This window comes from Spelaeicoccus albus (genome assembly GCF_013409065.1).
Classification (GTDB): Bacteria; Actinomycetota; Actinomycetes; order Actinomycetales; family Brevibacteriaceae; genus Spelaeicoccus; species Spelaeicoccus albus.
The window spans coordinates 1,221,421-1,244,631 of sequence record NZ_JACBZP010000001.1 but is presented as its reverse complement, the minus strand read 5'-3'; the positions used below and the strand labels follow the sequence as shown (position 1 = coordinate 1,244,631).

Sequence of the window (23,211 nt, the reverse complement as noted above, 5' to 3'; positions counted from 1 at the left end):
TCAGTTCACCTCCGCCGTCGCCCGCGCGGACGCTGCACGGGAGCGCGGATCGGGCTTGGCCGCGGTCACCGCAATGACGACTATCAAGTTCAGAGCCAGCGCGATCAGCCCGCCGTTGATGCCCCAGAGCGGGTCGTGCCCCGTGTAATGCAAAACGACCATGGCGATGGAGCCGACGATGAGTCCGGACGCTCCGGCCACCTTGCTCATGCGCGGCCAGTAGAGGCTGAGCAGCACGACCGGGACCAGCTGCGCCAGGCCCTCGTACGACAGCACGGACAAGTTGACGAGCGCGCCGGGCAAGAACAGGCTTCCGGCCAATGCCAGGACGCCGACCAGCAGGCACACGAGCTGCGCGATCTGCTTTTGCCGCGCATCCTGAGCCTCAGTCTTTGCCGGCCCGCGCATCCCGCCGCCGAGGATGGTCCGACCCCACATCGTGCCGATCGACAGCATGAACACGCTCATCGGCACGATCGCGGACAACGCGCCGGCCACTCCGATGACCGCCACGATCGGCGCCGGCAGGGAATCGACGACGACGCTGTACAGCGCCAAATCGGAATCCTTCAACGCCGGAACGACGAACAGCGCCACACAACCGATCACCATGGGCACGATGAGCAGCAGCTGGTACCACGGCAGGATGATCGAGTTGCGGCGCAGCGTGTTCGGCGACTTCGAACTCAAGTATCCGGCGACGGTCGTCGGGAAGATGACGATGGTGACGGCGTTCAGCACGATCGTCGAAATGAACCAAGTCGACCCGAAGGTGCCGGGGCCGTGGCCGGGGAATGTGAGCCATTCGGGCTTCTCGGCGACCATTTTCGTGACGAATTCGCCAATGCCGTCGAAGTAGTGCAGCGGCACGTAGACCGCCAGGAACACGACCGACAAGATCACGAGGCCGTCCTTGAGCACGCTGACCCAGGCAGACCCGCGCAGGCCCGACACCAAGATGAACGCTTCGGCCACGATGAACGAAATGATTGCTGCCGCGTTCAGGTCGATCGCTCCGTACGACATGGCGTTGACGACCGCGCCCATGCCTTGGATCTGCACCTGGATGTACGGGATCAGGAAGATCGTGGCCAGCACGGCGACCAGGATGCCCAGCGGGCGGGATTTGAATCGGTGTTCGGCGAAGTCGGAGATGCATACGAGGTCGTGCCGGGAGGCGTATGTCCACAAGAGCGGTGCCACCAGGTACGCCACGACCAGTCCGACGCTCAAATAGGCGATCAGGTAGAGGATCGGGACGCCGTATTCGTACGACCAGCCGGCCGTGCCCAGGAAGGAAAAACTCGTATACGTTTCGCCGGCCATCAGCAGCAGGATGAAGATCACGCCGAGGCCGCGCCCGGAAATCGACCATTCCGTCATCGATTTCTCGCGTCCGCGTCCGGACCAGAGCCCGACGCCGACTGTTGCGACCATGGCCGCTGCAAAGATGATTATGGCAATTATTGCGTCGCCGCTCATCGACCGGCCTCCTTGTCCTCGGCCGGCGCTTCACCGAAGGCGATGTCCGCGGGGACCGGTTCGACGGCGCCGGCCCGGTAAATCGGGTCGATTCGCGCGGTCAGCCAAATGATCGCCCAGGTCAACACCGTGACGACGACCGTGTAGAACACGATGAACGGCATGCCCAACAGAATCGGGTGAATGCTATTGGCCACGACCGGCGTGAGCAGGTAGAGGATCGTGGGGATCACCAAGAGCCAGAGTGCCGGACGCTTCGGGCGGATGTGGGCGAAGGCGTGCTCGAGCTTGCCGGAAGCTGGTTCGCCGGGAGCGCCGCCGTTCTCGGCCGGGCGCGCCGGCTCGCCCGGCTTTGGCGACTGGTCGTCGTTGATCATGTGTCTTTCCGTTCGTGCGTGAACTGCCGAGGCTGTGCGTGGAACGCCGCATCGGGCAAGTTCGGACTACAGGATATTCGGCAGTCTACGCGAGCAGGCCCGAGTGGTGACGAATGGCGGTCCGGCCGCGCCGAGTGGTGGCGAATGGCTGCGAAATCGCCGATTTCGCAGCCATTCGCCACCACTCGGCGCGGGAGGGTCGGAGAAAGGCGGGCGGAGGAGAAAACGGGTACGAGGGCGGAGGAGAAAAGCGGGTACGAGAGCGGTAAGAGAGCGGGAGCAGCTGGTCGGTGAGGGCCGGCAAAGCTCCATCCACGAAGTGCGGCAGTCATTCGGAAAATTTATCTATCGGATATAGGATGCATCGAGAGCTTTTGATGCGAACCGCGCACGCGTCCGCGCGTTCAACCCCTAACGCGCAGACGGCAAGCCCACGGGCGATCCCCAGGCCGCTACGGTTCCCATCGCGCTCGCGACATCCGCGGCATGTCCGCGTGCCGCCGTCCCCAATACAACGTCGTATAAGAACGCGAGGAATTCTCCGTGGACCTGAACAGAAGAAGCCTTTTTGCAGTGGGTGGCGTCGCCACCGCCACAACCCTCTTGGCCGGATGCCGCGGAACACGCGACTCAAGCAGCTCCAGCGAAGAGGGTTTCCCCAAACACGGTTTGACGATGATCGCGGCCGGCTCACCGGGCGGAGGTTTGGACACGGCAACCCGAACTCTCCAGTCGGGATTCAAAGCCACGGACATCGACGCGAATTTCAAGGTTGAGAACATCGGCGGGGGCGGAGGAAACCCGGCCCGGGCCGCATTGCTGAAGCGCCCGAACGACGGCTATTCGGTCGTCGTCGAATCGGACCGGATCTATTTGTCGCCGCTGATGAATACGACGAAGATGCAGGTCAAGGATTTCACGCCGCTCGCGAGCCTGACCAGTGACTACGAAGTGTGGGTGGTCAAGTCCGGCTCGAAGTTCAAAACCGCGAAAGATGTCCTCAAAGCAGCCAAGAAGAACCCAAAGTCGGTGTCATTCGGCGTTGGCACGACACCGTCCGACGATCAATTCAATATCCTGTTGCCGGCCATGCATTCGGGTATCAAGGACATTTCGGCGTTAAACGTCGTCGCTTTCAAGGAGGGCGGCGATTTGAATACCGAGCTGCTGGGCGGACACGTCGAAGTCGCCTCGACCGGTCTGTCCGAGGCGATCACTCTTGCCGAATCCGGCAAGTTCAAGATCCTCGCTGTTGCAGCCCCGAAACGCGTCGGGAGCGCAAAAAACGTGCCCACCTGGAAAGAGCAGGGGCTCGACGTCGTCATTCCGCATTGGCGCGGGGTTTTCGGGCCGGCGAATATGCCAAAAGAAGCAGTCACCTGGTGGAAAGATTCCATCAAGAAAGCCACCGCAACCGATGAGTTCGCCAAGAAGACCAAGAACCTCGACCTCACGGTGGATTTCGTGCCCGGCGACAAATTCTTGAAGAATGTGATCGAGCCCGGACGCAAAGATGCCAAACAAATCATTAAGAAGCTCGGCATTGGAAAATAAGCGTCAAGCCCTCGGAGGCCTCATTGCCTGCGGACTGCTGGCCGTCGTCACGGTCGGCTACCTCGTCATGGCATTGGGCCTGCCGAGCGGCCCGGAAAACAGTACGGACCTCGGGGCGGGCACGTACCCCGTCTGGGTCGGCATTCTGCTGGCCGCTTTGACGTTGACGATGGCCGTCCAATCCATCCTGCAGCTGAAGCGGGCCGCCCCGGGCCGGGTCGCGACGAAGCGACAAAGCAGTGACGGACGACGAACACTTGTCACGCTCGTTGGTTCGGTCCTGCTCACGGCCGCGTACGTTGCGGCATTCGAACCGGTCGGATTCATCATTGCGACGACGCTCTATCTCGCAGTGTTCGCAATGATCTTCCGCGGACGTAAGCCCGCCGGCGCCCGCGACTTCCTGATGCCTCTCGTATTCGGCATTGTCACGTCGTTCGCGCTCAACGCCCTCTTCGTTTATCTGCTCGGTGTCTTGCTGCCTCTTGGACTCTTCGGGTTCTGAGCACCGCCGCGCCCCGTATGCTCCTCAACGACTGAAAGCACCATGGAATCCCTCACACAGCTCGGAATCGGGTTCGCCAACCTCTTCACCGACCCCATCAACCTCGTATTCATAGTGGTCGGCGTGTTTCTCGGGACTGTTGCCGGGCTCTTGCCCGGACTCGGCCCGTCGACCGCAATCGCGCTGCTCCTGCCGGTGGCGATGTCTCTCGATCCCACTCACGCCCTCGTGATGATGGTCTCCTTGTATTTGGGCGCGGAATACGGCGGCCGTATCGCAGCCATCTTGCTCAACATTCCCGGCGACCCGGGCGCGCTGATGACAACCCTTGACGGCTATCCGATGGCCCAGCAAGGCCGGGCCAGTACGGCATTGGCGATCTCGGCAGTCGCCTCATTCATTGGAAGCATCCTGGCCGTCATCGGACTGGTATTTCTCGCCACGCCCATGGCCAGCGTCGGACTCGCTTTTGGTCCCAACGTCTACTTCGCCGTCGTCGTCATGGCGCTGCTGCTCAGCGGAACGCTCGTCGGCGGTTCGGTCGTCAAAGGCTGCATCGCCATCATCCTGGGGCTCATCGTTGCGACGGTCGGCACCGATCTGCAGACCGGCACCCCGCGGTTCACGTTCGGCCTGTCCGGATTCCTCGAAGGCATCGACCCGATCATCCCGATCATCGGCGTGTTCGGTATCGGCGAAGTGTTTTGGAATCTTCGAAGCCGAGGCTCCGAGAAGACCCACAGTGTGTCGGTCAAGAAATTCGTGCCGCCGCGCTGGTCGGAACTACGCGAAATCTCGTGGACGTCGCTGCGCGGTTCCATTCTCGGTTTTATTGCCGGCGTGCTTCCGGGCTCGGGATCCACCCTCGCTTCGTTTTTTTCCTATTCTCTGGAAAAGCGCATCTCGAAAACGCCGGAGAAGTTCGGTACCGGCACACCGAAGGGGCTCGCCGCCCCCGAATCGGCGAACAATGCATCGGTCGGCGGCTCACTCGTCCCCATGCTGACCCTAGGAATTCCGGGTTCGGGGACCACAGCCGTTCTCTTGGCGTATCTCACCATGTATGGCCTCGATCCGGGACCGGGGTTCTTCACCAAACATGCCAGCATGGCGTGGGCCATCATCGCGTCGCTCTTCATCAGCGCCGCCGTCGGGCTTGTCCTCAACCTGCCGTTGGCGCCCGTCTTCGCACGAATACTCGAGATTCCGCGCATTTACCTCTTCCCCGCGATCATGGTGCTGGCATTCATCGCGGCATTCAGCTTGAACAACTCCGTCTTCGACGTCGGACTGGTCCTGGTGTTCGGACTCGTCGGCTACTTGATGCGGATGGTCAATATGTCGCCGGCACTTCTGGTCATCGGCGTCGTCCTCGGCACGATGCTCGAACGAAACCTGCGCCAAGGTTGGGTGCTCGCCAACGGAAGCATCACCGACATGCTGTTCCAGCCACTCGTGCTCGTCTTCCTCGCCATCGGCGTGCTGGCCGTCGTCCTCGACCTGATCGCCAAGGGCCGCCGAAAGAAGAAGGCAGTCGTGACGTCGCCCGCTGACGAAGAAGCTCCGCGTCATTAGAGATGGCCGACCCAAGCGGACGACGGATGAGCCGGCGTTGACGTCTGCCACCTCCTTGACTACGGCACGCTGGGCACTGCTTTTGGCCGCAACGGCCATGATCTGCGGCGTACTGATTCCGCTCCATGTCCCGGCGCCGGAGCTCTTCGGCGGTCTTGTGGCGGCGGGCGCGTTAGCGCTATTCGGCCGGGCGCCGGAGAGGTTTCCGAGACCACTCCTCATCGGCGCGCAAGCGACCCTCGGCGTGTTGATCGGCAACATCCTGAAAGCATCCACGCTTCGGGCCGCCGCGGCCGACTGGTTTCCCATCGTCGTCATCAGCGTGATCACCCTCGGGGCAACCATGGCGGCCGGCGTTTTGTTGGGATTCCGCAACGGCGTCACTCATTTGACCGGAATCTTGGCGCTCGCTGCGGGTGGCGCGTCGGCAGTCACCTCGATCAGCCGCGAACTCGGTGCCGATGAACGCGTGGTCGCTGTCGTCCAGTTCCTCCGGCTGGCGATCGTCACCATCAGCATGCCGATCGTCGTTCTCGGAATCTTTCGCAATACCGAGACCGCGGTGGGGGCCGGCGCCAACCAGGTGCCCTGGTATCTTGCAATTGTCTTCCTCGTCATTTGCGCCGCGGCGGGGATTCCATTGGGGCGGCTGGCACGGCTTCCCGCAGGTGCACTTCTCGGGCCGATGGTCATTTCCGCGGTGCTATCGATCGCCGGTTTGTCGTTTGCCGGTCGGCCGCCGGGCCTGGTGGTTGCCGTGGCGTTCGGCATCATCGGCTGCCAGGCCGGTCTCCGATTTACCGGCAAGGCACTGCGGGAATTATCGCGGATCCTTCCGCTGGCTCTTACCTTGATCCTGGGAGTCATAGTGCTGTGCGCAGTACTCGGAGTCGTGTTGTCGCGCTTGACCGGGGTCTCGATGCTGGAGGGATATCTGGCGACCACCCCGGGCGGAATCTATGCGGTATTGGCGTTCGCGGCGTCAACGCATTCGGATGTCACGTTCGTAGCTGCAGTTCAGGTCCTCCGCGTGTGCATCATGCTGGTGGCGCTGCCGGCGCTGGCCAAAGTACTCTCACGTCGGCGACCACCAGGCTCCTCTCCCGGTTGAACGGGCCCGGTCGGCGATTAGTCGGCCTCCGTGTCGAGACCGGCTTGCCGGAGCTAACGGCAATCGCCCACATGCCCCGCCAACTCGCGTAATGCCTCGGTGCCGGTCAGATCCTTGGTCACGAGCGGGAGTTCCGTGATCGGCACGTCGTCCAAATTCTCGACGAGCCGCCGTATATATCCCGCTTCACGCTGCCGTTGATCAGCCAGGACCTGTCCGGCATCGGCCGGCGAGCGCCGATTGACCACGACCGATCCCACGTCGATACCCAACTCTTGAAGCCGACCGGTGATGTCGATCGTCTCGGCAACGGACAAGTTCTCCGCCAGCGTCACGACGGCGAACGCCGTCGCCGAGTGATCGGCGATGACCGTGCTCATCATCGCGAACCGCTCACGCCGGGCATGCAGCGTGCGGCGCAGCCGCCCATCCGCGTCCGACGTCTCATCCGTTGTGCCGGCGATACCGCGAGCGGCCGCGGCAAAACTCTCCGAGCGCTTTCGGCTGGCCAGCAAAGATTCGGTCCAGCCGAAGAGCCGTTCCGGCAATGCCAACAAGCGCAGCGTGTGCCCGCTCGGCGCAGTGTCGAAAACCACCAGATCGTAATTGCCGGCCTGCTCGATGACCTCGGCGATGCGTTCGAGCATTGCGGCTTCATGGCTGCCCGGAGCCGTTTTCGCGACATCCAGATGCCGGGTCGCAGCGCCTTGTAGTCGTTCGGGAAGAATTTGCAGCATTGTCCGACGTACGGCGTCGAAATGGCGTTCGATGGTGGCGTCCGGGTCGACCTCGATGGCGTCGACGGACCCGGACTCGTCAAACACGCGCACGACGGTATCGGTCAGCTTCCGGTCCCAGACATACCCCAAGCTGTGCGCCGGATCGGTTGACACCAGCAGGACCCGGGCGCCTTCGGCCGCACGGGCCAATGCCAATGCCGAGGACACCGATGTCTTGCCGCTGCCGCCCTTACCACCGACAAACAAGAATTTTCGGCGGCGCGCAAGAGTCAACAGCATGCAATGTGGTCCAACGGCGAGCGCGGAATGCCGATCCGCCGGTGCCAGTCGTGGAAGTCCTCCCACACGGCAGGCATCAATTCCGCCGTGTAATAGGCCGCCGGGTCCGGCACGCCGAGCGCCTCCCCCAACACCGCGATCATGAACATATCGTCCTCATCGCGTTTTTCCCGCAAGAAGGTCTGCCGATACGGACCGATGTAGAACTCGTGCAGTCCCTTGCTGAACGCTTTCCACCGACGGCGCATCGTGTCCCGGCGCCGACGTGCTGCCGCCATCACAGCTCCTCCCGAACGGCGACGATCTTCGCATCCTCGTCATCGGGTTCCGGCGGCGCGAGCTTTGCCCGCCGCATCGCCAGCACTGCTTCGATCGCCACCCACACGCTGGCGACAATGATGATCACGTCGAGGCTGAACAACAGCCAGTCCGCCTGCCCCGGCTTGGTGAAGTCGAGAAGTTGACTGATCGCAGCCCAGAACGAAAGCACGAACACTATTGTCAATGGGATGAGCGCCGGGAGCGGATTGCGGCGTTTGCGGATCAGCATGACGGCAATGATGGACAGCGTCAGCGATGCCATCAGCTGGTTTGTCGTGCCGAACAACGGCCAGATCCGCAATCCTCCTTCGCCGCCGAGCCCCTGCGAGAACGTCAGACCGATGCCGACCGCTACCACGACCAGCGTGGCCGGGAATTTCGTGATCTTCGTGCCCACCGTCTGACCGATCTCTTGGACGACAAAACGCAACAGCCGCATGCCCGTGTCCATGGTGGTCGCGGCAAAGAGCACCGCCATCGTGGCCAGCACGGTGGCACTCAACGATGCGGGAAGCCCCAGTCCGTTCTCCATCAGCGCGCCGCCGCCCTGGACGAACGCTTCGACACCGCCTTCGCCGAACGCCTTGTACACCGACTGCCAGTCCGCTGCGGTTTTGAATCCTCCGATGACTGCCAAGATGGTGCCGAGGGAGAGCATTCCCTCGCCGACGGCGCCAAAGTAGCCGACAAAGCGCGAGTCCTTTTCCTTGTCGAGCTGCTTCGAACTCGTCCCCGAGGAGACCATGCCGTGAAAGCCCGAGATCGCCCCGCATGCAATCGTGACGAACAATAGCGGCACCAGGCTTGGCGTGCCGTCCGGGAGATTCGTGTTGAAGGCCGGTGCCACGATGTCCGGCTTGTTCGCGGCGAACAGCACGCCCGTCAACACCGAACCGAAGAGCAGGATGAGTCCGACGAAAAGCTGGACGCCGTTGATGTAATCGCGCGGCTGCAACAGTACCCAGACCGGCAGCAGTGACGCCATCGCTCCGTACACGAACAACACGATGATCCAGAACGTTGCCGGGCTCATTCCCAAGAATGATTCGGGTATGACTACCGGAACGGCGTTGCCGAGAACGATCAGCGCGTAGAGCGCGACGACACCGACGATGGTGACGGGGACGAGCGGCCACCGCAGCCGGTAGACGGCCAGACCCACCAATAGTGCGACGCCGATGGCTCCCCAGGTCGGAATGACCGCGGCCGGGGTGCTGATGAGCAGGTTCTTGATGACGACGGCAAACGCCGCGATCACCATCAGCATCAGCAGGAAGATGACGACGAGGAACAGGTTCGCACCGCGTTTGCCGATGTACCGCGCCGATAGCGCCCCGATCGACAGTCCCTTATTGCGAACCGACGCCCACAAAGCGCCGAAGTCGTGCATCCCGGCAAAGAACACGGTGCCGACCGTGACCCAGAGGAATGCCGGCAACCATCCCCAGATCACGGCGATGGCCGGGCCGACGATGGGCGCAGCTCCGGCTACCGAGGTGAAGTGATGGCCCCACAAAATAAATTTATTCGTCGGAACATAATCCACGCCGTCGTACAATTCGTGAGCGGGACTTTTGAAATCGTCACTGAGTTTAAAAACCCGCCTGGAAAGGTATTTCGAATAGACTAAAAAGCCTAAAGCGAACATTCCAAGGCCGATGATCATCAGAACGAGGGACCCCATGAGAGTTCCTTCCGTCAATTAAGCGTCTCATGCGGCGCACACGTTGCCACTGGTTTTTCATCGCGCGCGCGCCATATTTTCTGGCGGATCAAATTTGAAAATGGGGGATTATTTCAGCCTGTCGTCATCGGCACCTTTTATTGTCGCGGCAGCAAGTGTATTCCTTGTTTAGACGGTTTACCCGGCGCTGTCAAGCGTGCGTGCTTTATGTACCGCACGTAAAAATATGAAAGTATCGTCGCGTTCACCGACGATCGGACAAACGCCGCCCTGGAGGAACCGATGACGACCCCGACCACTCGCGACGAATGCGTTGCCGCCGACCGGGACGATCCGCTGGCAGCTTTCCGCGACGAGTTCGACCTGCCGGACGGCGTCATCTACCTCGACGGCAACTCTCTCGGCGCCCGGCCCCGCTCCTCGGCCGACCGCGCCCGCGAGGTCATCGTCGATGAATGGGGATCCGGCCTGATTCGCAGCTGGGACACGGCCGGCTGGTTCAACCTGCCCATGACGCTCGGCGACAAGCTCGCCGGCATCATCGGCGCCGGCGACGGACAGGTCGTCGTCACCGACACGACGTCCGTGAACCTCTTCAAGGCCCTCGCCTCGGCACTGCGCATCCAGCAGGACAATGCTCCGCGCCGCAGGGTGTTAGTCACCGAACGCGACAACTTCCCCACCGACGTGTATATCGCCGAAGGCATGATCGACTTCGTGCAGCAGGGCTACGAGCTGCGGCTGATCGATGATGATCTGACGCTGGACGACGCGCTGTCGGACGATGTCGCTGTCGTCATCCTCTCGCACGTCAACTACCGCACCGGCGCGATGTTCGACATGGACGCCGTCACGGCAACGGCGCACGACCGCGGCATCCTCACTATCTGGGATCTCGCCCATTCGGCCGGTGCCGTGCGTGTCGATCTCACGGCCGCCGGCGCCGACTTCGCCGTCGGCTGCACCTATAAATATCTCAACGGCGGGCCGGGTTCACCGGCCTACATTTGGGTCAATCCGCGCCACCAGGATCGGTTCATCCAGCCATTATCCGGATGGTGGAGCCATGCCGATCCGTTCGAGATGGAAACCTCGTACCGCCCGTCCGCGGACATTCGCCGGTACTTGTGCGGCACGCAGGCCATGGTGTCGCTCTCCCTTGTCGACTGCGGACTGGACATCGCCGCGCGCGCCGATATCGACGCCGTCCGGACCAAGTCGCTGGCACTGACCGATCTCTTCATCGCCCTTGTCGAACAGCGGTGTTCGGCCCACCCGCTCACGCTCATCACGCCACGCGACCATGCCGCCCGCGGCAGCCACGTGAGCATTCGCCACCCCGAAGGCGGCGCCGTCATGAAAGCGCTCATCGCCCGCGGCGTGATCGGCGATTACCGCGAACCGGAGGTGCTGCGCTTTGGCATCACGCCGCTCTATCTCGGCTATGCCGACGTGTGGGACGCGGTCGACACCCTCGTCGATATTCTCGACAACAAGCTGTGGGCCGAATCGGCGTAGCGCGGGCTGCGTCAGTGCCGTGTAAGTCGTTCGTCAGATTCGGCTGCGAGTGTGTACGGCATGAAGATTTTATTTTGCGCAGCTCCCGCGCACGGCCTCATGCTTCCGATCATTCCGCTCGTCTGGGCGGCCCGCGCGGCAGGACACGAAGTCTTGCTGGCGACGACGTCCGACATGGCCGACCTCGGCGCCCGGACCGGGCTCCCGGTCGTCGACGTGTTTCCCGACCACAACATCTGGAATGACCAGATGCGTCGCTTGAGCGGCGGCGGGGACGAGTCCGATCAGGATCTGTCCCCCGCATATCGGCAGGCGCTCGAGGCGCACAATCCGTTCGGCATGTTCGCGTTGACGATGACCGAAGGGTCGATTCGCGCCGGCCGCGATTTCGGCGCCGACCTGGTCGTCTATACCTCCGATCACGTCGCCGGCGCGCTCACCGCGTCGGCGTTGGGAGTGCCCGCACTCGAAGCAGGCAATCGGGTGTCCTGGTCGATGCGGGACGCGGATTTCAAGGCCCGGTCGTCATTCGTCGGCGACGAAATTCTCGCTGCGCTGCACGAGACGAACGACATTCCGGACGGCGGGCCCAAATTGGTCGCGCGCATCGACCCGCGTCCGCCGAGCATGGGCGGTCTGCCCGCCGGCGTTCCCGAGGAACCCGATAGCGAGGACGGCGTGCCGTGGTGGCCCATGAGCTTCGTGCCGTACAACGGCGGAGCGGTTCTCCCGCAGTGGGCTCGCACCACGCCGAGCCGACCGCGCGTGTGCGTCACGCTTGGCACCGTCGTGCCGGTGCTGGCCGGAACCGACAGCCTCACCGCGGTCATCGACGCGCTCGGCGGCATGGACGTCGAGGTGGTGCTGGCGACGGGCGAGGCAGACCTGGATTCGCTGGGCGACTTGCCGGACAACGTCACACCTGTCGGTTTCGTCCCGTTGTCGGCGATCTTGCCTACCTGTTCGCTCATCGTGCATCACGGCGGCTCCGGCACCACCGCTGCGCCCATGTTCTACGGCGTCCCGCAACTTGTGCTCCCATCGTTCGCCGATAACCCGATGTCGGCGCAGCGGGTCGCCGATCGCGGCATCGGCGTGCAGCACGATCCATCAACAGTGGACGCCGCGACGTTGCGAGACTCGATCGCTCGGCTGCTCACCGAACCCTCATTCTCGGTTGCGGCCCAGGAAGTCGCCGCCGAAATGTCCGGACAACCAAGTCCGGCCGACGTGATGGCACGGACCATACGCAGCTTGGGTGGCGAAGCCTAGCGACGCCGGGCCGCCACGGTGAAAGTGGCACACTTCAGCATGAACGATCCGCCGCGTGCATCGATCGCTGCTCCGACGGCGTCCAGAATGGGAGCGCGAGCGTCCGGAGCCAGCTGTGTCAAGAGTCCCTGGGTCGGCAACTGGTCAAGCCATTCGTCCCGCGTCAGCGTCACCGCCCAGTCGTCACGCCATTCCTCCACAACGCCGAACGCTTCCGAACCCCGGATCCCGGCAGCGGGCTTGGCGCAAATGGCACGATACGCGTCGCGGGTCATCGTTTCGGTGGTGACGGCGACCGGCGCGTCCGGCACGGCACGCCGAAAGGCCGAGACGAATGCCGATGCCACGTCCCGCGGCGGCTCGAACGCATGCCAGAACACTGCCAATATCCCGCCCGGCCGAAGCACGCCGCTTGCTTTCGTCGCGCCGGCGGCCGGGTCGACCCAATGCCTAGCCTGGCCGGCCACGACAGCGTCGACGATGCGGCCGGCGGGGTCCCAATTCTCGAATGTGCATTCCTCGACATCGATCCCGCTGTGCCGTGCGAATGCCGCCATCCGAGAATCCGGTTCGACGCCAAGTACACGGCATCCGGCCGCCGCGAATTGCCGTGCCGCGATGCCCGTGCCGCAGCCGACGTCCACGAATGTCGGCCCGGGAGAGCGCTCGACGATCCGTTCGATCAATTCCGAGGGGTACGAAAACCGGGCACGGTCGTACCGCGCGGCGTCGGTTCCAAACGATTCAGCCATGCTTCGAGCCTCATGAGGCTCCGGACGGCGTGCATTCGACATATGCCAACTATGCGCCTTCGCCGGCGGCTTCGAAAAAGGCGCACCTCAGTCGGCCCGAGTAGCCTGCGGCACGCCGCAGGCAAATAAAAATGGAGTCTTATTGTTTCGTGATTTTGGGTATCGATGGACCGGATCGCCGAGAATATGAGCCCGTTCGGGTCCGACGAGATCGCCCCGATCCTCGATGTGGAGCGCGGCGACGGCGCGGAGGAAAGCGTCAGCCGCGACCCTTGAACTCGACCTCAACGAACGCGCATTCCTGATCGCCGAGGTTCTTCACGTTGTGTTCCGCACCAACCGACCGCGTGTACGACGCCCCGGGATGTAACACGTTGTCGAATTCTTCGTCCGGCGTCACGACGCGCAAAGTTCCGGTGGTCGTCGGTACGACGACGTAGTCGAGTTCGTGGACGTGCATACCGGTTTCGGTTCCGGGCGGGAACCTCCACTCGGTGACACGCGTGAATTCATTGTCGATTTGCACTGTCGCAATAGCAGTCGTATCAGTCATGAGACGAGTGTAGCCATCGGTCGGTCGACTAGTATGCGATGTCATAGTGTGCCGACGCTGTGCCACCGAGCCGAAACTTCGAAAGAGGCGTTCCTATGGTTGACCATCAGACAAAACTGCGAATCCTGCAAGCCGTGGACGACCGGTTCGACGCCCAGCTCGCCTTCACACAACGGCTCGTCCGCGAGCCGTCGGTACGCGGCGAAGAGACGTCAATCCAAGAACTGATGGCCGAGGAATTCACCGAGCGCGGTTTCGACACCGACTCGTGGACGATCAACGTCGACGACATTTCCGCTCACCCGGGCTTTGGCCCGGTCACCGTCTCGTACGACAACGCCGTGAACGTGGTCGGCACCTACCGGCCGGATTCGGAAGACGGCAGATCCCTCATTTTGAACGGGCACGTCGACGTCGTGCCGACCGGCCCCGAGCAGACCTGGGCCAGGTCGCCGTGGGAACCGGCCATCAGTGACGGCTGGATGTACGGGCGCGGCGCCGGAGACATGAAAGCCGGGCTGGCGGCGAACCTCTTCGCCTACGATGCCGTCCGCGCTGCCGGTCTCGCACCGACCGGCCGGATCTGCTTCCAATCCGTTGTCGAAGAAGAATGCACCGGAAACGGTGCGCTGGCGGCTTTCCTCCGCGGGTACGAGGCGGACGCCGTGCTGATCCCCGAACCCGAAGAGAACATGCTGGTGCGGGCCAACGTCGGGGTCATCTGGTTCAAGGTCCGCGTCGAGGGCCGCCCATCACATCCGCGCGAGATGACGGCCGGATTCAACGCTATCGATGCCGCGTACGCTGCCATGGGCGAACTGCGATCACTGGAAGAACGTTGGAACGCCGAACGCGGCAATCATCCGGGATTTGAAGATCTCGATCACCCGATCAACTTCAATATCGGCGGCATCGCCGGCGGCGACTGGCCCTCCAGCGTGCCGGCCTGGTGCGAGTTCGACGCCCGCGCTTCGTTCTATCCGGGCACGTCCGCCGACGACGCGTGGGCCGAGATCGAAAAGTGTCTCCGCGATTCGACGTCCAATCCGGGCCTCGGCGGTGCAACGCCCACCGCGGAACGCACCGGTTTTTACGCCGAAGGGTATCGCTTGGATGAAGGCTCGGAGGCGGAGAGCACGTTGTCGGCAGCACACGAGACGGTGTTCGGCTCCGGGCTCGAGTCGTTCACCACGCCCGGCTACCTCGACGCGCGCGTTTTTACCCTGTACGCAGACACGCCGACCCTCGTCTACGGCCCCCGTACGGAGAACATTCACGCCTTCGATGAACGCGTGCATCTCGAATCGACCCGCCAAATCACCAAGTCGATTGCCTTGTTCATCGCCGACTGGTGCGGAGTGCGTCAAGCCGGCTGGTTGTCTGCCTCGAACTGAGGCGGAGCCTGCCGGAAGAATCGAGTCTTCCACAGTACGTAAATGAGGCCGACGGCCGCCCAGCCGAACCCGACGACCTTTGCCGTCGGCTCAAGAGTGAACCAGAGGAGGACGTTGATGATGACACCGACAGCGGGCACGATGACGAAGCCAAATGCGGAGGTCCTCGACTTGTCCTTGAGCATCCGGAAGTAATAGACGATTACCGAAAGGTTCACGAAGGCGAACGCGACGAATGCGCCGAAGTTGATGAGCGACGCCGCCTGGTTCAGGTCGAGGAACACCGCAGACGACGCCAGCAGCGCAATGAGCAGAATATTGAAGACCGGGATGCCGGTTTTGGGGTGCACATATCCGAATAGTTTCTTCGGCAAGACCCCGTCACGTCCCATGGCAAAAAGCAGACGCCCCGCACTCATCTGCTGAGTGAGCCCACAAGCCAGTACGGCAACCAGATACCCGCCGAGGAAGACCGCTTGGAATCCAGCACCGCCGATGTATTTAGCCATAGCCGGCGACGCACCGGCGATGTTTGCAATCACCGACACATCGGGGAAGAGGACCTGCATGACATAGGTGACTCCGACGAAGAATACGCCTGCCAATGCCACGATGATGAAGATCGCCTTCGGTATGTCACGCTTCGGCGCTACCGCCTCCTCTGACAAAGTGGTCACGGCATCAAAACCTAAGAATGACAATGCCAAGATCGATGCGCCGGCCGCTACGGCCGACATCGACATGTCACTTGTCGCAAATGGCGCGAACGATGCAGCCGCGCCATTCATGCCGGCCAGTATGTTCTTGACGGTGAATCCCACGAAGGCAAGTGCGACAACCACCTCAACGACAACGAGGGCGTAGTTCACTTTCACGGCGAGCTTGACCCCGACGAGGTTTAAGAAGGTGCAGATGATGATCGTCGAGATGATCCAGACCCATGCGGGCACGTTCGGAAACGCAGCTCCCATATAAATGCTGGACAACAGGGCGTTGATCATCGGCAGGAAGAGGTAGTCCAGCAATGCTGCCCAGCCGACCATGAATCCGAGGATCGGATGAATTGTCTGCCGTGTGTATGTGTACGCGGATCCGGCCGATGGAAACACTCGGACCATCCGCGTGTAGCTAAAAGCGGTGAATAAGACGGCGATCAAAATCACGACATACGACATCGGCACGTGACCGTCGGTCATGTCGGAGACGATCCCGAACGTGTCAAAGACTGCAAGGGGTGACATATAGGCGAGCCCGATGAAGACTATGTGCCGAAGTTTGAGTGTTCGTTTCAGCTGACCGCCTCCTTCGGCGGACGTCATCGTCTCGGTTGGTTCCGTAGTTGTCATCTTTCGAGCCCCATCGCTTCGCTAACGGATATTTGATGATCGGAGGGTGCTATGCGGCCCCGACCGCGCCGCTTTCGGATGTTGCGTCATGGACTATTTCGCCGCCGACGACGGTGAGATCGGCACGTTGGTCAAGCAGTTCGCCCGCCTGGAGGTCGTACAAGTTTTCCGACCAAACGACGAGATCCGCCCGAGCGCCGATTTGGAGCGATCCCAGTTCATTCTCGGCATGCCAGGCCCATGCTCCGGCCTGCGTATACGCTCGGAGTGCTTGGTCAAGTCCGACCCGCTCGTCCGGCGTCCACGCGGCGTCGCCGTTCAGACCGGCTCTGGTCATAGCGCTGTAGACCCCCACCAGCGGGTCCATTTCACCGACCTGCCAGTCACTGGAAAAAGCAACATGAGCACCCGATTTGATAAGCGAGTTGTACCGCCACGCACGATCCCACCGATCTTCACCGACATTCTCCATCCACGTTCCGGCAACAAGATCGGGCGAACAGTGACGCGGTTGCATAGCGGCGACGATCCCCGAGCGACGAAAACGCGGGAGATCCTCCGGATCAAGACATTCCACATGGACAATGCCGTGGCGACGATCGACGGTCTTGTTCCGGGCCGCTGCGGCCTCAATAGCGTCAAGCGCCACTCGCACGCCCCAGTCCCCTGTCGCATGCGTGTGTGTCTTGAAGCCCATGCGATCAAGTTCCGTCACCAGCGCGGAGAATTCCGTCGGAGGCAACGTCGGCCGTCCCCGTTTACCGGGTCGGTTCGAGTAATCGTCCAACATGGCTGCCGTATGCGGTTCGATGACGTCGTCCGCATATAGCTTGACCGGTCCGAGACGTAGCTTTCCCGTTTTCGGTCCATCGTCAACGGCCTCGCGGATATCACGCCGAAACTCGGCGTCCGCCCCGACTGGATGATAGATCGCTGATATCACTCGCGATCTCATTCGTTTTTCCGCTTCCGCCCGGTACATCAGGTCCAGCTCTGCCAGAGGTACTTGCGGCTCCACGACCGTCGTGATGCCAAACCGAGCCGCCATATCGAGGCTGGAGACAAGCCTCCGATACCGCCGTTCCGGGGAGTACAGCGGGATGGATCCCTGCAACCCCTCAAGCCCGTGTCTCGTCATCGCAGACGTATAGAAATCAGTCACCCAGCCGGTGGCCCGTCCGCCGGAACGGTCCCGTTCCGGGTTTCCCCATGCGATATCGCCGCCGCGATCAATGCCCAAAGCGGACATCGCAGCGTGGTTCAGCCACACCGAATGCTGATCGTACGTAGTGATGAAAATGGGCCTGTCGGTCAAACCGGCGAGATCGTCGGAATTCGGACGGCGACCATCGACCACGGAATACACGGCATTTTCCGCGCAGATCCACTTCAAATCCGGGCGAGCAACCGCATGCTCACTAATTCGTCGTCGAACTTCGGCGAGAGTTGACGCTCCCTCCAGACTGACCGCGTCGTCATCGAATCCCAACAGCAAGTGATTATGCGAATCAATGATGCCCGGGGTAACCAGCCGGCCGTCCAAGTGAACCGTGGACCGCGCAGCGGGCGCATCGGCGGCCGTTCCCAGATAGCTGATGACGCCATCGGTGACTCCGACGGCCTCAGCCCACGGTGCGCCGACGGAAAAAGTCCGAACCGCCCCACCGGTGAACAGCGTGTCGAGCATCATCACGAGCTGCACTCCTTCAATCACCTCACGAGTTATTTGACGTTAGTGTCAAATAACTCTTGGAGTGTGACACTCGCCATACGATACTGTCAAGAGATGGCTCGCCCTCGTACACAAGAACGCCGGCGTGAGGATCTCATTCAAGCCGCACTCACTGCCGCTGCCGGACGCGGACTGAGACAGTTGTCGATGACCGATGTCGCCAACGAAGCGGGACTCACGCGCGGCGCATTGCTCTATTACTACGACGACCTGAACTCTCTCCTGGTCGAAGCGCACGCCGCCGGTATTCAGCGCGTCGGCGACGAGCGTGAAGCACTCGTGTCGGGTGCCGACGGCCCGAGCCAGAAACTCGGGATCGCGATAGAGTCCGGCCTGCCAAGTGGACCGGACGACGCATTGATGCGTCTCCTATACGAGTTCGACGTGCTCGCCGGCACCTCGGAGTTACACGACCGGCTCGTCCGCAAACTCTATCGACGTCAACTCGCGGTTTTCACGGAGATCCTCGAGGCGGGAGCAGCGGCGGATTCATTCAATCCGGTCGGCGAGATTCCGGATATCGCAATGAACTTTGTCGCCCTCGAAGATGCCTATGGGCTGCATATTGTCGCGGGAAATAGCTTGATCACAGTCGATGCGGCGCGCCGCGCAATCCGCCTGTACGCTTCCCAAGCCGGCTGCCCGGCGATCATGCCACGGAAGCCCACCGGCTAATTGCCGCGATCCAGATCGACGAGCGACGCGGCCAACAGGTGAACGCCCCGGGCAATGTCGGCGACATCGGTGAACTCCTCCGGCACGTGACTGCGCCCGCCGGCCGACGGCACGAAGATCATGCCCATCGGTGCGATCGCCGCGATGTGGGCCGCATCATGGCCGGCGCCGCTGGGCATGGCTTCCCAGCAAAACCCGAGGTCGTCGGCCGCTCCGGCGATGCGGTCCTGCACGGACGTCGTCGCGCTCACGGTTTCCGAGTCGTTCAGCCACTCGAGCACTGCATCTACGCCTCGGTCCGACGCTTCGGCGGCAATCCGCTCGGCCACGCGGCGCTTTGCCCCTTGCAGCCAGGACGCATCGATGCTGCGCATTTCCGCCCAGATCCGCGCCTCGTCCGGCACAATGTTGAATGATCCGGGCGACGACTCGATTCGTCCGGTGGTCGAAACCCCGTGGATCGGGGCGCCGCACGCCTCCCGCTCGATCGTCAAGACTGCGGACGCCGCTGCCACCAACGCGTCCTGTCTGCCCGCCATCGGCATCGTGCCGGCATGATCGGCACGTCCGCTGAACGACGCAAGTAGCCGCTCGATGCCGGCGATGGCAGTGACCACGCCAATCTGCTTGCTTCCCCGCTCCAGAACCGGACCTTGCTCGATGTGCAATTCGACATACCCCTGCAGGGACCCGGGTGACCACGCCATTTCCAAGGCATGCTCCGGCGCAACACCGAATCGACTCATCGCGTCGCCAAGGCGCAACCCTGTCTCATCCTGCCGATCAAGGTGGTCCCGGCTCAAGCTGCCCGCGATCGCCCGTGACCCCATGCACGAGAGCCCGAACGGGTTCGCTTCCTCACCCAGAAAATCAACGACGTACAGGTCCCGCTCCAACTCGGTACCGGTTTCGCGCAGGCGCCTGGCCACCTCGATAGCCCCGAGCACGCCCACCATGCCGTCGAACCGGCCGCCGGCGTGCACGGTATCCGTGTGCGACCCGGTCATCAGCGCCGGCAGTGTCTGACGGCGTCCGGCCAGCCGGCCGACGATATTGCCCGCCGCATCCACGTGGGTGTCGAGCCCGGCGCCGCGCATTCGCTGCTCGACGAAGCCGCGCGCGGCGCGATACGGCTCCGAGAACACGCGCCTACTCCATCCCGGTTCGGCGCTTTCGGTAAATGACGACAACTCGCGCAGGTCCGCAGCAATCCGCTCGGAGTCCGGCATCAGTGCCTCGCGTCTCGTCGTGCCGCTCATATCCTCACCCTTTCCATTCGGCCGGGTCGGCAATCAGTGCACGAAATGCAAGCTCCGCCGCGCCGATCATCAGCAACTCGGTCCCCAACTCGGCCGGCGCGATCCGCACCGACTCGGCAGACACCGACAGTGCCTCGGCCACCACGAGCTCGTCCAACCGTCCGGGCGCCGCGGAAACCAAAGCCCGCAAGAATCCACCCAACACGATCAGCTGGGGATTGAACACATTTGTCGCGTTCCGCAACGCCACGGCCAGGGACGCCAACTGCCGATCCACCTCGCGGCGAACCGCTCCGTTAGCCTTGCCTCCGGTCAACGCCTCTTCCAATTCGCCGGCGTCCGCAGCCTTCCATCCGAGCACGTCCAGCAGTGCCCGTTGGCTCACTTCCGTTTCCAGACACCCCACCGCGCCGCAGTGACACCGGCGTCCGCCGCTGTTCACCAGCGTGTGCCCGAGCTCGCCGGCGTACCCGGATATCCCCGTCAAGGGGCTGGCAGCCGATATGACTCCGGCGCCGATACCGCTGGCGCCGCCGTTGACATACACCATTTCGGTCACGCCCCGGCCCGCGCCAAAGAGATGTTCGGCGTTTGCGCCAAGGTTCGCGTCATTAGCCGCCCACACGGACAACCCGGTCGCTTCGGCCAGTTCGGCGGCAAATCGCTCGTCAGTCCATTTCAAATGCGGGGCAAGGCGCACGACGCCGTCCGATTCCCGCACCAAGCCCGGAACGGCCACGCCCACGCCCACCACGCGGCGCGCACCCTGCTTGGGTCCCGCGCGACGAAACGCCAGCCGGGCGATCATGTCGGCGGCGATCGACACCGCGTCGCGCGCCGCGGGGATGGCTGCGGTCTCATGCCGCTCCACCTCGTGCACTGTGCCGTCGAGCCCGACCACGCCGACCGTCACGGCGTCGACCTCCGGGTTCACGGCTAGCGCCACGACGTCCGGATTCGCAGCGACCAGCGGGCTCGGCCTGCCCACGCGCGCGTTTGCGTCCGGGGCAGACGTTTCGACCAGCCGGCGACCGGCGAGTTCATTGACCAAGGCTGCGGTCGTCGACCGGTTCAGTCCCGTCGCGCGAGTGAGTTCCGCCCGGGACGACGCGTCGCGCCGGTGCACGAGCGAGAGCACGGTGGACAGATTATGACGCTTGACGGCATCGAGATTGTTCCCGCGTCGCCCCTCTGCCACAGCCGTCCCTCATTCTTTCGGCATCCACCGGGCGCGCCGGCGCCCGTCACACCGACTTTATCGCGGACGGCGCGTCGGCCAACGGGACCGGGGACGGCCGGGCACAACTACTTTCCACTGTGACCGATGCGCCCCGCTTTGCCGACGCCAACAGTGACTCCATCACGTCGAGCGCGTGATAGGCCAGCACGCCGCCGGCCCGCGGCTCCTCCCCGGCCGCCGTCACTGCCATATCACCGAGCCCGAACCCGCGCGCCGCTTCCCGGTATCCAGCCGATATCGGCAGTGTGCGCCAGTCGTCGTCACCGATGGCGCGCAGTCGCACGTCGCCGCCGAACTCGTTCGGGTCCGGGACCACGAGCGACGCCTTTTCGCCGTGCACCTCGATATTCGCCGACCGGGTCGCCGCCGCATCGAAGCTCATCACCAGCGTCGACAGGACGCCCGATTCGTGCACCAGCACCCCCGTGACGTGGGTGTCGACGGAAACAGGGATACGTTCTCCTTGTCGCGGCCCCGACCCGATGGTCCGCTCGATCCGCGTGTGATTAGCCGCGCCGATCACCGAGGCGACCGGGCCCAGCAGCGTCACCAGCGCCGTCACGTAGTACGGCCCCATGTCCAGCAGCGGCCCACCTCCGGGCACATAGTAGAAGTCCGGGTTCGGATGCCACCGCTCATGCCCGGGCGTGACCATCGTGGCCGTCGCCGCCACCGGGCGACCCAGCAGCCCGTCGTCGATGGCCCGGCGCGCCGTTTGCACGCCGGTCCCCAATACCGTGTCGGGGGCGCTGCCGATATGAATCCCGGCGTCCGCCGCGGCGTCGAGGACCTTGCGTGCCTCATCCGTCGTGGCGGCAAGCGGCTTCTCGCCATACACGTTCTTACCGGATTCGATGGCTTGCACTGCCACCGACGCGTGCGCGGCAGGGGTCGTCAAGTTCAGAACGACGTCGATCTGCCGGTCATTCAACAACTCCGCAACTGTCAGCGCCCGCACGCCGGGGACGCCGGCGTCCCGGGCACTGTCGGCAGCATCGCGTGCGCGGTCGGCGTCGAGGTCTGCCACGGCGCACAGTCGCAACGATGCAAGGCGCGGGATGGTTTGCAGATATTGGGTGATGATGGCGCCGCACCCGATGATTCCGACATTCACCGGCTCGCCCACAACAGTCCCCTTTCGATGATGGTGCGGACGTTCGGGACGGTGAGCGTGTCCACGTGATGCCCGGGTGTGCTCACGAAGATGCGGCCGTTGCCCCATTGCCTGGTCCAGACGGCCGGCGACGTGACGGGTCGATGCCAGGGGTCCCATTCCCGCACGGCCTGCGTGGTGGTGGCCAGCACATCGATGTAGTCGTCGGTGAGCACCCAGTATTGTTCGGTCACCAACTCGAAGTCGGAAATGCCTTCCGTGATGGGATGCCGAGCGGCCGCCGGGAGCATGTTCACCGTGTAGGGCACATAGTTGTCGGACTGCTCACCGATCCGTTCGTCGGGGTGTTTGCCCGGATGGCACGCGAATTGTCCACCGATCAGGTGCAGGTAGTCGGCGTGGTTGCGGTACGAGTCCGCGATGCCGCCATGCCAGCCGGCCAGCCCCGTGCCGGCTTCGATCGCCGCCCGCAGCCCGTTGAATTCGTCCGCTTCGATGGTGTTCATGGTGTTGCACTGCATCACGAGGTCCACCCCGGCCATGTATCCGGCGTCCGCGTAGATCTTCGGCGATTCTTCGACGCGGACCTCGTAGCCGTTGTCGGCCAGGAACGGGATGAACAGTTCGGTCGCCTCGACCGGTTGGTGGCCTTCCCAGCCGCCGCGCACCACGAGTGCGGTTTTCGGCGTCGCTGCATGCGTCATAGCGTGTCTCTTTCTTTTATCCGG

21 protein-coding genes are annotated in these 23,211 nt (G+C 63.0%); 8 read left to right on the top strand and 13 right to left on the bottom strand.

Annotated elements, in window-relative coordinates:
* Nucleotides 1-1,482 carry a sodium:solute symporter family protein gene (locus BJY26_RS05770; protein ID WP_179426484.1) on the bottom strand — a complete coding sequence of 494 codons (1,482 nt, stop codon included), beginning with the start codon at nucleotides 1,480-1,482 and terminating at the stop codon, nucleotides 1-3.
* A complete protein-coding gene (locus BJY26_RS05765; RefSeq protein ID WP_179426482.1) occupies nucleotides 1,479-1,859 on the bottom strand; it encodes a DUF3311 domain-containing protein in 381 nt (126 codons plus the stop codon). The genes BJY26_RS05770 and BJY26_RS05765 overlap by 4 nt, the downstream gene beginning before the upstream one ends.
* A gap of 675 nt (nucleotides 1,860-2,534) precedes the next feature.
* On the opposite strand from BJY26_RS05765, the gene BJY26_RS05760 reads away from it, so the two are divergent.
* From BJY26_RS05760 to BJY26_RS05745, 4 genes are read left to right on the top strand one after another with little or no spacing between them, the layout of a single operon-like run.
* Nucleotides 2,535-3,413, top strand: coding sequence for a tripartite tricarboxylate transporter substrate binding protein (locus BJY26_RS05760; protein ID WP_179426480.1), 879 nt, complete (start codon nucleotides 2,535-2,537; stop codon nucleotides 3,411-3,413).
* Nucleotides 3,403-3,918: a tripartite tricarboxylate transporter TctB family protein gene (locus tag BJY26_RS05755; protein WP_179426478.1), complete on the top strand. Its 516-nt coding sequence runs from the start codon at nucleotides 3,403-3,405 to the stop codon at nucleotides 3,916-3,918. The genes BJY26_RS05760 and BJY26_RS05755 overlap by 11 nt, the downstream gene beginning before the upstream one ends.
* 42 nt (nucleotides 3,919-3,960) lie before the next feature.
* The gene (locus BJY26_RS05750; RefSeq protein WP_179426476.1) at nucleotides 3,961-5,493 is read left to right on the top strand and encodes a tripartite tricarboxylate transporter permease; all 1,533 of its coding nucleotides are present in this window, start codon (nucleotides 3,961-3,963) and stop codon (nucleotides 5,491-5,493) included.
* A gap of 37 nt (nucleotides 5,494-5,530) precedes the next feature.
* Nucleotides 5,531-6,604 (top strand): AbrB family transcriptional regulator, encoded by a 1,074-nt coding sequence (locus BJY26_RS05745; RefSeq protein ID WP_179426474.1) that lies wholly within the window; start codon nucleotides 5,531-5,533, stop codon nucleotides 6,602-6,604.
* Nucleotides 6,605-6,657: 53 nt separating this feature from the next.
* Here BJY26_RS05745 and BJY26_RS05740 read toward each other — a convergent pair whose 3' ends face one another.
* Genes BJY26_RS05740 through BJY26_RS05730 form a run of 3 tightly spaced genes read right to left on the bottom strand, consistent with a single transcriptional unit; the run spans nucleotide 6,658 to nucleotide 9,628 of the window.
* Nucleotides 6,658-7,623, bottom strand: a complete 966-nt coding sequence (locus BJY26_RS05740) for an ArsA family ATPase (RefSeq protein WP_179426472.1) — start codon at nucleotides 7,621-7,623, stop codon at nucleotides 6,658-6,660.
* The gene (locus BJY26_RS05735; RefSeq protein WP_237248916.1) at nucleotides 7,614-7,901 is read right to left on the bottom strand and encodes a cory-CC-star protein; all 288 of its coding nucleotides are present in this window, start codon (nucleotides 7,899-7,901) and stop codon (nucleotides 7,614-7,616) included. Before BJY26_RS05735 ends, BJY26_RS05740 begins: the two co-directional genes overlap by 10 nt.
* Entirely contained in the window at nucleotides 7,901-9,628 is a 1,728-nt protein-coding gene (locus BJY26_RS05730) for a carbon starvation CstA family protein (protein WP_179426470.1), read from the bottom strand. Before BJY26_RS05730 ends, BJY26_RS05735 begins: the two co-directional genes overlap by 1 nt.
* A 282-nt stretch (nucleotides 9,629-9,910) precedes the next feature.
* Between BJY26_RS05730 and kynU the strand changes: the two genes are divergently transcribed.
* A complete protein-coding gene (gene kynU, locus BJY26_RS05725; protein WP_179426468.1) occupies nucleotides 9,911-11,146 on the top strand; it encodes a kynureninase in 1,236 nt (411 codons plus the stop codon).
* 60 nt (nucleotides 11,147-11,206) lie between these two features.
* Nucleotides 11,207-12,418, top strand: coding sequence for a nucleotide disphospho-sugar-binding domain-containing protein (locus BJY26_RS05720; protein ID WP_179426466.1), 1,212 nt, complete (start codon nucleotides 11,207-11,209; stop codon nucleotides 12,416-12,418).
* Here the strand turns inward: BJY26_RS05720 and BJY26_RS05715 are convergent.
* Both BJY26_RS05715 and BJY26_RS05710 read right to left on the bottom strand, forming a co-directional pair.
* Nucleotides 12,415-13,170: a class I SAM-dependent methyltransferase gene (locus BJY26_RS05715; RefSeq protein ID WP_179426464.1), complete on the bottom strand. Its 756-nt coding sequence runs from the start codon at nucleotides 13,168-13,170 to the stop codon at nucleotides 12,415-12,417. The two genes, BJY26_RS05720 and BJY26_RS05715, sit on opposite strands and share 4 nt — an antisense overlap.
* Nucleotides 13,171-13,429: 259 nt before the next feature.
* Nucleotides 13,430-13,723 carry a cupin domain-containing protein gene (locus BJY26_RS05710; RefSeq protein ID WP_218852266.1) on the bottom strand — a complete coding sequence of 98 codons (294 nt, stop codon included), beginning with the start codon at nucleotides 13,721-13,723 and terminating at the stop codon, nucleotides 13,430-13,432.
* Between the two features lie 95 nt (nucleotides 13,724-13,818).
* On the opposite strand from BJY26_RS05710, the gene BJY26_RS05705 reads away from it, so the two are divergent.
* Nucleotides 13,819-15,117: an ArgE/DapE family deacylase gene (locus BJY26_RS05705; RefSeq protein ID WP_179426460.1), complete on the top strand. Its 1,299-nt coding sequence runs from the start codon at nucleotides 13,819-13,821 to the stop codon at nucleotides 15,115-15,117.
* Here the strand turns inward: BJY26_RS05705 and BJY26_RS05700 are convergent.
* Together BJY26_RS05700 and BJY26_RS05695 are read right to left on the bottom strand one after the other, a co-directional pair.
* Nucleotides 15,087-16,463, bottom strand: a complete 1,377-nt coding sequence (locus BJY26_RS05700; RefSeq protein WP_179426458.1) for an APC family permease — start codon at nucleotides 16,461-16,463, stop codon at nucleotides 15,087-15,089. The two genes, BJY26_RS05705 and BJY26_RS05700, sit on opposite strands and share 31 nt — an antisense overlap.
* Before the next feature lie 49 nt (nucleotides 16,464-16,512).
* Nucleotides 16,513-18,177, bottom strand: coding sequence for an amidohydrolase (locus BJY26_RS05695; protein ID WP_237248915.1), 1,665 nt, complete (start codon nucleotides 18,175-18,177; stop codon nucleotides 16,513-16,515).
* 72 nt (nucleotides 18,178-18,249) lie between these two features.
* Between BJY26_RS05695 and BJY26_RS05690 the strand changes: the two genes are divergently transcribed.
* Complete coding sequence (locus BJY26_RS05690; RefSeq protein WP_179426456.1) at nucleotides 18,250-18,870, top strand: TetR/AcrR family transcriptional regulator; 621 nt, start codon at nucleotides 18,250-18,252, stop codon at nucleotides 18,868-18,870.
* Here the strand turns inward: BJY26_RS05690 and BJY26_RS05685 are convergent.
* From BJY26_RS05685 to BJY26_RS05670, 4 genes are read right to left on the bottom strand one after another with little or no spacing between them, the layout of a single operon-like run.
* Nucleotides 18,867-20,129 (bottom strand): M20 family metallo-hydrolase, encoded by a 1,263-nt coding sequence (locus BJY26_RS05685; RefSeq protein ID WP_179426454.1) that lies wholly within the window; start codon nucleotides 20,127-20,129, stop codon nucleotides 18,867-18,869. The genes BJY26_RS05690 and BJY26_RS05685 overlap by 4 nt on opposite strands.
* A gap of 4 nt (nucleotides 20,130-20,133) precedes the next feature.
* On the bottom strand, nucleotides 20,134-21,327 hold the full coding sequence (locus BJY26_RS05680; protein ID WP_179426452.1) for an ROK family transcriptional regulator: 1,194 nt from the start codon (nucleotides 21,325-21,327) through the stop codon (nucleotides 20,134-20,136).
* Between the two features lie 46 nt (nucleotides 21,328-21,373).
* On the bottom strand, nucleotides 21,374-22,495 hold the full coding sequence (locus BJY26_RS05675) for a Gfo/Idh/MocA family protein (RefSeq protein WP_179426450.1): 1,122 nt from the start codon (nucleotides 22,493-22,495) through the stop codon (nucleotides 21,374-21,376).
* Entirely contained in the window at nucleotides 22,480-23,187 is a 708-nt protein-coding gene (locus BJY26_RS05670; RefSeq protein WP_179426448.1) for a ThuA domain-containing protein, read from the bottom strand. The genes BJY26_RS05675 and BJY26_RS05670 overlap by 16 nt, the downstream gene beginning before the upstream one ends.
* Nucleotides 23,188-23,211 lie beyond the last annotated feature (24 nt).

Coding starts and splice junctions, on each gene's coding strand:
- BJY26_RS05770 (WP_179426484.1), bottom strand. CDS start 1,482: ATGAGCGGCGACGCAATAATTGCCATAATCATCTTTGCAGCGGCCATG.
- BJY26_RS05765 (WP_179426482.1), bottom strand. CDS start 1,859: ATGATCAACGACGACCAGTCGCCAAAGCCGGGCGAGCCGGCGCGCCCG.
- BJY26_RS05760 (WP_179426480.1), top strand. CDS start 2,535: ATGATCGCGGCCGGCTCACCGGGCGGAGGTTTGGACACGGCAACCCGA.
- BJY26_RS05750 (WP_179426476.1), top strand. CDS start 3,961: ATGGAATCCCTCACACAGCTCGGAATCGGGTTCGCCAACCTCTTCACC.
- BJY26_RS05740 (WP_179426472.1), bottom strand. CDS start 7,623: ATGCTGTTGACTCTTGCGCGCCGCCGAAAATTCTTGTTTGTCGGTGGT.
- BJY26_RS05735 (WP_237248916.1), bottom strand. CDS start 7,901: ATGGCGGCAGCACGTCGGCGCCGGGACACGATGCGCCGTCGGTGGAAA.
- BJY26_RS05730 (WP_179426470.1), bottom strand. CDS start 9,628: ATGGGGTCCCTCGTTCTGATGATCATCGGCCTTGGAATGTTCGCTTTA.
- kynU (WP_179426468.1), top strand. CDS start 9,911: ATGACGACCCCGACCACTCGCGACGAATGCGTTGCCGCCGACCGGGAC.
- BJY26_RS05720 (WP_179426466.1), top strand. CDS start 11,207: ATGAAGATTTTATTTTGCGCAGCTCCCGCGCACGGCCTCATGCTTCCG.
- BJY26_RS05715 (WP_179426464.1), bottom strand. CDS start 13,170: ATGGCTGAATCGTTTGGAACCGACGCCGCGCGGTACGACCGTGCCCGG.
- BJY26_RS05710 (WP_218852266.1), bottom strand. CDS start 13,723: ATGACTGATACGACTGCTATTGCGACAGTGCAAATCGACAATGAATTC.
- BJY26_RS05705 (WP_179426460.1), top strand. CDS start 13,819: ATGGTTGACCATCAGACAAAACTGCGAATCCTGCAAGCCGTGGACGAC.
- BJY26_RS05700 (WP_179426458.1), bottom strand. CDS start 16,463: ATGACAACTACGGAACCAACCGAGACGATGACGTCCGCCGAAGGAGGC.
- BJY26_RS05690 (WP_179426456.1), top strand. CDS start 18,250: ATGGCTCGCCCTCGTACACAAGAACGCCGGCGTGAGGATCTCATTCAA.
- BJY26_RS05685 (WP_179426454.1), bottom strand. CDS start 20,129: ATGAGCGGCACGACGAGACGCGAGGCACTGATGCCGGACTCCGAGCGG.
- BJY26_RS05670 (WP_179426448.1), bottom strand. CDS start 23,187: ATGACGCATGCAGCGACGCCGAAAACCGCACTCGTGGTGCGCGGCGGC.